We start from the raw sequence: 10,359 nt of genomic DNA, 5'->3' as shown, positions 1-10,359 counted from the left end.
TCAAAGGTGTAACCGGTTCGGTTCGTCAGCGACCCGATCACCGCGCTGGTGACATTAGCCACCGTCGTGGTGCCCGTGGCCGTCGCGCCCGCACCAATGAAGGTGCGCACCGAGTAGCCCGTGATGGGTGCCGCAGCGGCGGCCGGGGCCGGGGCGGCCCAGTGCACGGTCGCCGACGCGTTCCCGGCGACCGAGGTTCCGATCACGGGCGCTCCGGCGACCACCTGCACCACGGGGGCGGTCGGTGTGACCGCCACCGACCGGGCCGAGAATGCTCCGGTGCCGACCGCGTTGATCGCGGCGACATCAAAGGTGTACCCGGTGCCATTCGTCAGCGACCCGATCACCGCGCTGGTGACATTAGCCACCGTCGTGGTGCCCGTGGGCGTCGTGCCCGCACCGATGAAGGTGCGAACCGAGTAGCCCGTGATCGGTGCCGCATTGGCGACCGGTGCCGGGGCGGCCCAGTTGACGGTGACTTGCGCGTTACCGGCGACCGAGGTTCCGATTACCGGAGCTCCCCCAACCACCTGCACCACCGGAGCCGCCGGGGTCACCGCGTTGGACGAAGCGGAGAATGCGCTCGTGCCCTCCGCGTTGGTCGCCGACACCTGGAAGGTGTAGCTGGAACCGTTGGTCAACCCGGTGACCACCAGGTTGACTGCGGTGCCGGGGGCGGTGCGCAGCGCGCCCACCTGGGCGCCGGCCGAATCGAGCACCTTCACCGCGAAGCTGGTGACGATGCCGGTTGCGGACGGGGTCCAGGCGACCGTTGCGGTGGCGTTGCCGGCGACAGCCGCACCGATCACCGGAGTTCCCGGAGCCACGGTGTCGCTGAACTGCAGGCGTTCGATGTTGCGCAGGGTGTCTGTGCCGTCGGTACCGCGGTTATCGAGAACCGTGGTGACCGATCCCGCCGAACCGAGAGTGCCGTCGCCGCCGGTCGTGGTGACCTGGTAGTCACTCGCCAGACCCGAGAACATCGCGGAGTCGATGCCGCCCGTTCCGTAGAGGATCCCGCGAACTGCCACGATATTGCCGGGGTCGACAACTCCAGCGAAGACCGCTTCCTGCAGCGTCTGCCCGGTGAGATTACCGGCACCATCGCGCAGGTACTGGCTCGCCATGGCGGTCTGCCCCGCATTGTTGACGCTGGCACTGCCGATCTCTGTCAGCGGGTCACTCGGGTTGGTCCGAACGCTCAGCCGAACATTGATATAGGCGTCACCGTCAATGATGTCATCGGCGCCACGGCCCTCGATCAGGTCGCTGCCGCCACCGCCGAGGAGGATATTGCCGTCGCCCCAGACGTTCGGGCCGGTCAGGATCGGGCAGTCGTTCGATGCCGACTGCGCGACGACCGCGCTCAACGGAGTTGCGAGTGGCGGAACCAGTGCATCCAGACCGTCAATCCGGTTCAGGCTGTCCTGATCCAGCGCGTCACAGCCGATGAAGCCGCCGCCGCCGACGGCACTGGGAACAATGTTGTCACCACGCAGGATGTCATTGAGGCCGGCACCGGAGAGCGCCTCCACCTCATTGAACTTGTCGCGGACTCCAATCTGAAGGATGCCGAGAGCCGGGAACGGGAGCGCGAGGTCCGCGTCCTGTGGCTGCGGGTCCCCGAGCCCGATCTCCCAGTCATACCCAGAACCGCCGGCGACCTTTTCGATACCGGGGCCAGCAAGACCGATGTCATCGCCGCCCTCCATGTCGTAGTCGTCGTCGCCACCCTGGCCGATGAAAATATCGGAACCGGGCCTCTGCGAGTTATCCAGGAAGAACAGGTTGCTGCTGTCTCCGATCAATAGGTCAGGCTGGTCGCCGCCCTCCAACCAGTCGTCGCCACTGTCACCGAGGGCTTCATCGATGCCCTGACCCAGAATGATGAAGTCGTCACCGGCTCCACCGAAGGTTACGTTGGCATTGGCTCCACCGTTGGTAAAGTCTTTGCCCTCGCCACCCATGATGATGTCCAGACCCGGGCCGGCATCGATCGCGTCGTTGCCGGGACCGCCCTTGGACACGTCGTCACCACCAAGGTCGGTGAGGATGTCGTTGCCTTCACCGCCGAGTGCGACATCGGCACCACCACCACCCTCGATGATGTCGTTGCCAGCACCACCCCAGAAGGTGTCGTTGTCGTTGCCGCCGAACATGCGGTTGACTCCGAGAGCACCGTTGTACACGCTCTGGCCATTGATGCCGGCCGGGTCGATGCTGTTGCGAGCGCGGTACTTGATCGTGCCGTCGGGCATGCGAATCAACAGAGCCGTTTCGTTACAGTCGGAATCCACGTCATCTGCGACCGTGTTTCCGAATGTTGCGTAGCCCGTGGCCGTTCCAGCCAGGTTCTTCAGCTCGAACTTGCAGTCGGCCGTCGCAAACGCATCCGCCTTCAGTGTGTGGGCGGGAGAGTTGCGCATGACCATCTCGGCGAACGAGTTGCCCTCGAGTTGGGTGCGCAGATTCATGCCGGGTGTGCGCGCCAGGTAGTACAGGCGGTCACCGTTCTGCAGTTCGGTGAGCTGGTTCTCGAACACGTAGTTGAACGTGGTTCCCAGCAGACCGCCGAACGGCGTCGTCACCTCGGCGAGGCCACCAATCCAGAGGTCGATGTCGTCGACTCCGGTAACCGAGCGTGTTCCGCTGTTGGCATACGCATCGGTGCTGTTCATGAACGCTGCAGCATCGACGGGTGCCACATCGCCAGCCAGTACGTCGGGGGCAACGATCAGCCGAGCGGCCTCACGCTTTCCCGCCAGGGTGGTTGCGCTGGTGATCGACGGGTGTTGTCCATACGCAGCGACGAAGTTGACCAGCGAGGTCGGGTGTTTGAGGTTCTCACCAAAGTCGACCCAGCTGATGTACGGCTTGAGCGCGCCATCGTTCGTCGAGTTGAACAGCTCCCGGCGAAGAACATTGAGCGTCGAGATGCCCTCAGAGCGCGCGCGCGTCATGTTGATTGCCGCCAGGTCGAGCGGAAGACCCAACAGGTTGTTGCGCAGGGTGTCGGTCACGAACTCATCGAGTTCTTCACCGATCTGATCGGACATGCCCATGATCACGCTGCTGGCCGCCTGTTCCGAGGTCAACTCACCGGCCGCACCGCCATCGGTGTACGCCGGAGGGTTCAGGAAGCCCTTGAGCAACGAGATGTCGTTCTTGCTCCCGCGGATGTCGTCGGACGTTCCGTAGACGCCATCGGCGCCGACCCGGTCCTCGTTCGTGCGCGAGATCGTCTCGGTCAACATGGAGTGGCCGAAGCGGTACACTGCGTGAGCGAACTCGGCCTTGATGGCCGGGTTGATCTCGGTCTGGGTGAAGGCAAACGGCTGGAAGGGGTTGATCCCCGGCTGAACCTTGCGCGCAAACTCTTCAAAGACGAGGTGCTGGTATTCCATTTCGGTGATGAACCGAGCCGCCTGGAAGATGCGCTCACCGTTCCAACCGTCCGCTCCGCCAGCCAGCTTCCACTCGGCCAGGGCTGCGACGCCCTTGGCTGTTGTGTCGTTGGTGAGAGTGTTCTCGATGTCACCGACGAGACGGTCGTGCTCGGAGTGGAAGATCTGGTGAACCGCGGTAAGACCGATGTTCTCGTTGACCCGGCCATCCCCGGCGATGAAGTGCGCGTTGAGCATCTCATCGTCGTAGGTGCCGACCGGCTGGCTGGCGAAGTCGGCACTGGCGGTGTTGTCGAGGTCGGGCGTGCGGCCCGGCTTCGGCTCGGCATTGTGCGCGATGTCCGTCAGGAACGGAGTATTGAAATAGAGCACGTTGCTCGGCACGGGCACCGGCGCGTCGATGTTGCCTTCGACCATGCCGGTCGCTGTGACGTACATCGGCAGGTTGCGAGCGGGACCCGGGATGAACTTCCCGTAGGGGTCAACGGCCATCTGCGGAATGTTGAGCACGTCCTTGTCCTCGAGAAGGAGCCCGAGAAGGCTCGAAGCCTGTGCCTTGGTGGTGGCCCAGGTAGCCATGCCCCCAGCCGTCGGGCCAGCGGGGCCGCCGAGCATCTTGCCGGTCGAGACCGGAAAGCCAGCCGGGTTATTGACATACTCGCGCAGGAAAAGCTGGTGCGAGGCGTGCGAGGCGTATGTCTGGCTCTGGTCGACCCACGGTGAGTCGGTGTTGAGCGCGTCCTGGACGTCATCCGATGTACCGAGGATGCCGTCAGCGCCTGGCTGGTTCTGCCCACGGGTGAGCACCATGAATGCCTGATTGGCCGGAACTTCGTCGCCGTTGCCGACGATGCCGTCTGGACCGGCGACCCGGAGCGGGTCATCAGCCTGGAGCGGCACAAAAACCGTTCCACCGCCCTTCACGGTCTGGTCAATGCCGTGGTCGAAGAACTGACCGAACAGGGTGAACAGGGAGTTATACGGCGGCGAGAGGCCGACATCCGTGGTGACGTTCGGAATTGACAAGGTCTCGCCAGCCGGCACGCAGCCGGCCGGTATGCCTGCCGGCACGGCCGGCGTCGGGTCAGTCGTGCAGGGCACGATGGGGTTTCCGCCCTGAGCTCGCACGGGATATCCGGCTGCCGCGATGGCCGACGGGTTCGTGGAGGTCTGGTCAACGATCAAGTTGCTGACGATGCGGGGTTCCGCGTCGAAGACGTTGCCCCTCTTCTGCTGGTACGACGAGGGTCCGGTTGGCCCGAAGCCCGGAAGAACCGGGTCGGCGTCGCGGAACGACTTCGTGGTCAGCCGCGGGAACACCTGGTCTGCCGCACCGAAGGTCTCTTGGCCGGGCTGCAGGTTGTTACAGGAACCGTCAACGGTGCGCAGACCCAGGGAGAGGAGCGGGCTGGCAATTTGGTTGGCTCCGGTTCCCACCAGGGCGCCACAGGGTCCGGTGGCTGAGGTCGTGTTGGCGACGTGCGCCTCCGCGATCTTAATCTGCTTCAAAATGTAGGCGAGGTCCGAGGCGGTAACCGCGAAGCCCTGGCCGACCGGGGCAACGATGGCACTGGCGCTGATCGCGGTGGCCGAAAGACCCAGGCCGGCGTAAAGAACCACGGCCATGCCGGCGGCGACCATGCGGGTCATCCGGCTAAAGGGGGATCTCCTGGCGTGCTTGGCAGGCGGGCTACCGTGCATTCCCGGCGTTCCTGCTCCTCGGGCCGTTGCGCCCTTGACCGGATTTCCCTTAATCGGACTCATGACACACCTATCTCTACAGAGCGAGTGAATGCTGCAAGCGTGCAAGGAGGGCCTTATGGAAACCTTGTGCCCTCAGGCGCCGTGCTGTCATCGCGGCGCACCGGCCCGCCTCGCGGAGTGCGCGGGGCAACGCGTGGGATTTCGTGATAATTTCGGCAGACTATGCCTGAGCCCACGCCGCACGCCCCGAACGACACCGGCCTTCGCCCAGCGGATGCCCACTCCCGCGTTGAGGTAGCCGATATCGCGGTGCGGCTGTTTCAGAGCGGCGGGTACGAGGCGACAACGGCGACCGACATCGCCGCAGCTGCCGGGGTGTCCCGCAGCACCTTCTTTCGGCAGTTCGGTTCAAAAGACGATGTGATCTTCGCCGACCACGACGAACTGCTCGAGCAGATCTCGGGGTATTTTGCGCAGGAGCATGCTGACCCGTGGCTCGCGGTGTGCGAGGCGGCTGCGCTCGTTTTTGAACGCTTTCGGGAGAGGCTCGAGGTTGTGCGCATGCGCGACCTGCTCGTGCGGCAGACGGTCGTGCTGCGCGATCGTGAAACCGTGATGGTGTCACGGTATGAGAAGGTCTTTGCCGCGTACCTGCGGGGGGCGCTGCCCGAGATCAACCCGCTCACCGCCATCCGCTTTGCTGCGGCGGTGACGGCCACCCACAACTTTGAGTTGCGTCGGTTGATTCGCGGGGCCGCGGGAGTCGGGCCAGCCGAGCTCGCGGCCGAGCTCGCCGAGGTGCGCCGGCTGTTATCACCGGCGGCCGTGGCGGACGACCGGGCCTCCGACCTGATCGTGGCGGTGTTTCCGGCGTCCGCTTCGGTGGAGGAGATCGCCCGAGCCGTGCAGGAGCGGTTGCGCGACGCGCAGCTGTAGCGGGTTGGGGTGGCCGGGTTGGTCGTCTCAGCTGAGTTCGCGCGGGGGTTGCGCTGCTTCGCGGGAGCTGCGCCAGGGTGCCCAGATCCCCTCCTCGACCTTCGCTGGACTTGCGCCAATTCGCGGGAGGCGCGCCACCCGCGCATCGGCGGAAGTCCCGCGCGAAGCGGATGCTCCGGCGCAAGCTCGACCTACGAGGGTGTCTCGACGAACTCGACCAACAACCTTCCGACATTGACACTCAGTCTCAGTTGACCTGAGACTGAGTGTCAGGTAGAACTGTGGCAGGGGAATTCACCCACACAGTTCGAGAAAGGCCATGATGCCCACTGACGACGTTTCCGCTCCGGCCCGGCCGGCCGCCGCGCCCGACTACGACGTGTCAGCGCCGCTGGACACCGACTACTACGGAGTGTTCGCCAATGTTCCAGCCGCCGACCGGGCGTTCTGGGCACGAGCGCGCACCTTTGCGGTGGAGACGCTCGACGAACTGAGCGAGGCCTGGGACAAGGCCGAATACCCTCTGCACCTGGCACGCCGCCTGGGTGAGCTCGACCTGCTCACCGATGGTGTCGAGGGTCCGGGGCTCACCCCGATGTCTCCGCTCGCCGCCGGCCTGGTGAACATGGAAATCTCCCGAGGTGACGGCTCAATGGGCACCGTGGTGGCCGTGCAGGGCGGACTCGCCCTGCGCAGCATTGCCATGTTCGGAAGCGACGAGCAGAAAGCCACCTGGCTGGTTCCGCTGGCTCGCGCCGAGAAGCTCGGTGCCTTCGCCCTGACCGAACCCGACCACGGATCGGACTCGGTGGGCCTGGAAACCACCGCGCACCGCGACGGCGACGAATGGGTCATCAACGGCGAGAAGAAGTGGATCGGCAACGGCTCGGTCGGCGACGTCACCGTGGTCTGGGCCCGCGACGACGACGGCAACGTACGCGGCTTTCTGGTCGACCAGTCCCTGCCCGGCTACCACGGCGAGACGATGCTCGGCAAGGGCTCGTTGCGCGCCGTGCACCAGGCTCGCATCACCCTCGACAACGTACGCGTGCCGCTCGATGCCGTGCTGCCCGGCGCCCGCACCTTCAAGGACACCGCCCAGGTCTTGTTCGCCACCCGGCTCGGCGTCGCCTGGTCAGCGCTCGGCCACGCGACGGCAGTGTTTGAAGCCGCCCTTAACTACTCGCAGCAGCGGGTGCAGTTCGGCAAGCCGATCGCCGGATTCCAGATCGTGCAGGAGCGCCTCACGCTCATGCTCTCCGAGCTCACCTCGATGCAGCTGCACTGCATTCACCTGGCCGGGCTCGACGCGGCCGGTACGCTCCGCCCCATCCAGGCCAGCCTGGCCAAGTTCCACAACACCCGTGCAGCACGCAATCTCGCGTCCATCGCGCGCGACATGCTCGGCGGCAACGGCATCCTGCTCGAGAACCATGTCATTCGACACCTCGCCGATATCGAATCGATCCACACCTACGAGGGCACCGAAAGCATCCAGTCGCTGCTCATCGGTCGCGATCTGACCGGGGTCAGCGCCTTCCACTGAGTTCGACCCCCGCGGCCACGCGTTGGTCTGGCTCGACGAGACCATAATGTGCTCTCGACACACTCGACCAACGAAAATCAGGGGAGCGAACTAGGATTATTTGGATGACTGTGCAACCTTCGGACCCTGCTGTGCCCACTTTCGCCCCCGACGCGTTCGTGCGGGTGCGCGGCGCCCGCGAGAACAACCTGCGCGATGTGAACGTCGACGTGCCCCGGGATGCCATCGTCGCGTTCACCGGGGTCTCGGGCTCCGGAAAGTCATCCCTCGCCTTTGGCACCATCTTCGCCGAGGCGCAGCGACGCTTCTTCGAGTCGGTTGCGCCCTACGCCCGCCGGCTGATTGCGCAGGGGCACACCCCGCACGTCGACGAGATCACCGGGCTGCCCCCGGCCGTTGCCCTCCAGCAACGCCGGGGAACGCCCAGTTCCCGTTCGAGCGTTGGCACGGTCACGACCCTCTCCAACTCGCTACGCATGATGTATTCCCGTGCCGGCATATATCCAGCGGATGCGGCCGGCCGCCTCGAATCCGACTCCTTCTCGCCGAACACCGCGATGGGGGCCTGCCCGCGCTGCCACGGCCTGGGCATGGCGCACACCGTCAGCGAGGCGTCGATGGTGCTCGATGCCACGCTGAGCATTCGCGACGGCGCCATCGCCGCCTGGCCCGGTGCCTGGCAGGGCAAGAACCTGCGCGACATCGTCGCCGTACTCGGTTACGACATCGACCGGCCCTGGCAGGACCTGTCCCGCGCCGACCGCGACTGGATTCTGTTCACCGAGGAGCAGCCGGTGGTGGAGGTCGTGCCGCAACGCGACCGCATCGCCAAGCCCTACCAGGGCCGATTCTGGAGCGCCAAGAGTTTCGTGCTGCACACGCTCGCCGACAGCAAGAGCCCGAACGTGCGGCAGCGGGTACTGCGCTACGTCGACACCGGCCCCTGCCCGGACTGCGCCGGAAGCGGGCTGAAGCCCGAAGCCCTCGCCGTCACGGTGGCCGGGCACTCGATCGCCGCGCTTAATGCGCTGCCCATGACGGCCCTGGCCGATATCCTGCGCCCGATCGCAGCAGTCGGCGGCACTCCGGCTTCGTCGGAGGTGTCCGTCACCCTGGCCGGCGACCTGCTGCGCCGCATCGACGTGCTGCTCGAGCTGGGCCTCGGCTACCTGGCCCTCGGCCGGTCGACCCCCACGCTCTCCCCGGGAGAGATGCAACGGCTGCGCATCGCCACGCAACTGCGCTCGGGGCTGTTCGGCGTCATCTACGTGCTCGACGAGCCCTCGGCCGGCCTGCACCCGGCCGACGCCGAGCCCCTGCTGCTCGTGCTCGAACAGCTCAAGTTGTCGGGCAATTCGGTCTTCGTGGTCGAACACAATATGGACGTCGTCGGGCGCGCCGACTGGGTCGTCGACGTCGGACCCCGGGCCGGCGAGGGCGGCGGTGAGGTGCTCTACAGCGGGCCGACCGCCGGCCTGGCCGAAGTGAGCGATTCCGTGACGCGGCAGTATCTGTTTGCGGATGACCGCGAGCCGGTGGCGCGGGCAGAGCTGCGACATCCGCTCGGCTGGCTGGGCCTGACCGATATCAGTCGGCACAACCTACAGGGTCTCGACGCGCAGATTCCACTCGGCGTGCTCACGGCGGTCACCGGCGTGAGCGGCTCGGGCAAGTCAACCCTGGTCAGCCAGGTACTCGCTGAAGCGGTCGGGCAGCACCTGCACCCTGACCCCGACGACGCGCCCCTCCGTGATCTCGGCGACCCCGACACCGACGTCGAATTTGCCGAGCGGATGCCGGTGGCCGCGGTGACCGGGCTCGAGGCCGTCGATCGGCTGGTGCAGGTGGATCAAAAGCCGATCGGGCGCACGCCGCGCTCCAACCTCGCCACCTACACCGGCCTGTTCGACGCCGTGCGAGCCACCTTTGCCGCCACCGACGAGGCTCGTGCCCGCGGCTTCACCGCCTCACGGTTCTCGTTCAACGTTGCCGGCGGCCGCTGCGAGACCTGCCTCGGTGAGGGATTCGTGGCCGTCGGACTGCTCTTTCTGCCGGGCAGCTACGCGCCCTGCCCCGACTGCGGGGGATCGCGCTACAACCCCGAAACTCTCGAGGTGACCTACCGCGGCAAGAGCATCGCCGACGTGCTCGGTCTCACCGTAGATGCCGCTCTGGTCTTTCTCACCGACGTGGCCGTGGCGGCACGCAGCCTCGAGACCCTGCGCGAGGTGGGCCTGGGGTATCTGCGCCTGGGGCAGCCGGCCACCGAACTCTCCGGCGGGGAGGCGCAGCGCATTAAACTCGCGACCGAACTGCAACGCGCCCGCCGCGGTCACACACTGTACCTGCTCGACGAGCCGACAACGGGGCTGCACCCGGCCGATGTCGAGCTGCTCATGCTGCAGCTCGGGCGCCTGGTCGACGCCGGCAATACCGTGGTTGTGGTCGAACACGAAATGGACGTGGTGGCCGCCGCCGACTGGGTGATCGACCTCGGCCCCTCCGGTGGTGACGACGGCGGTCGCATTGTCGCGGCCGGCACCCCCACCACCGTGGCCGCCCACCCCACCAGCCGCAGCGCACCGTACCTGGCGCGTCGCCTCGCCTCGCTGAGTGAGTCCTGATGGTCGGAGGCGATGAGGGATCGTCTGTGGGGTATTCCGAGGAGCCGGTTGTGCCAGATCCGGCGGCGAGGGGCCCGGCAGCCTGGCTGACCCCATAGTCCCAACCGCATTGCCGCGGAGGGGTGGGGAACATTCCCGTCAGATG

The 10,359-nt window shown here is 66.0% G+C and carries 4 protein-coding genes; 3 read left to right on the top strand and 1 reads right to left on the bottom strand.

Features of this window, described 5'->3' with window-relative positions:
* Positions 1–5,054: peroxidase family protein (locus tag LH475_RS04730; protein ID WP_297412989.1), on the bottom strand; the 5,054-nt coding region annotated here is incomplete at its 3' end.
* Between the two features lie 276 nt (positions 5,055–5,330).
* Here LH475_RS04730 and LH475_RS04725 point away from each other — a divergent pair.
* The 3 genes from LH475_RS04725 to LH475_RS04715 all read left to right on the top strand — a co-directional run bounded on the left by LH475_RS04725 (position 5,331) and on the right by LH475_RS04715 (position 10,214).
* The gene (locus LH475_RS04725; protein ID WP_196842901.1) at positions 5,331–6,044 is read left to right on the top strand and encodes a TetR/AcrR family transcriptional regulator; all 714 of its coding nucleotides are present in this window, start codon (positions 5,331–5,333) and stop codon (positions 6,042–6,044) included.
* 319 nt (positions 6,045–6,363) lie between these two features.
* A complete protein-coding gene (locus tag LH475_RS04720) occupies positions 6,364–7,590 on the top strand; it encodes an acyl-CoA dehydrogenase family protein (RefSeq protein ID WP_297412988.1) in 1,227 nt (408 codons plus the stop codon).
* 104 nt (positions 7,591–7,694) lie between these two features.
* Positions 7,695–10,214 carry an excinuclease ABC subunit UvrA gene (locus LH475_RS04715; protein WP_196842902.1) on the top strand — a complete coding sequence of 840 codons (2,520 nt, stop codon included), beginning with the start codon at positions 7,695–7,697 and terminating at the stop codon, positions 10,212–10,214.
* Positions 10,215–10,359: the final 145 nt, after the last annotated feature.

Source organism: Cryobacterium sp., from assembly GCF_026786305.1.
Taxonomy (GTDB): Bacteria; Actinomycetota; Actinomycetes; order Actinomycetales; family Microbacteriaceae; genus Cryobacterium.
This window is presented reverse-complemented; position numbering and strand designations above follow the sequence as displayed.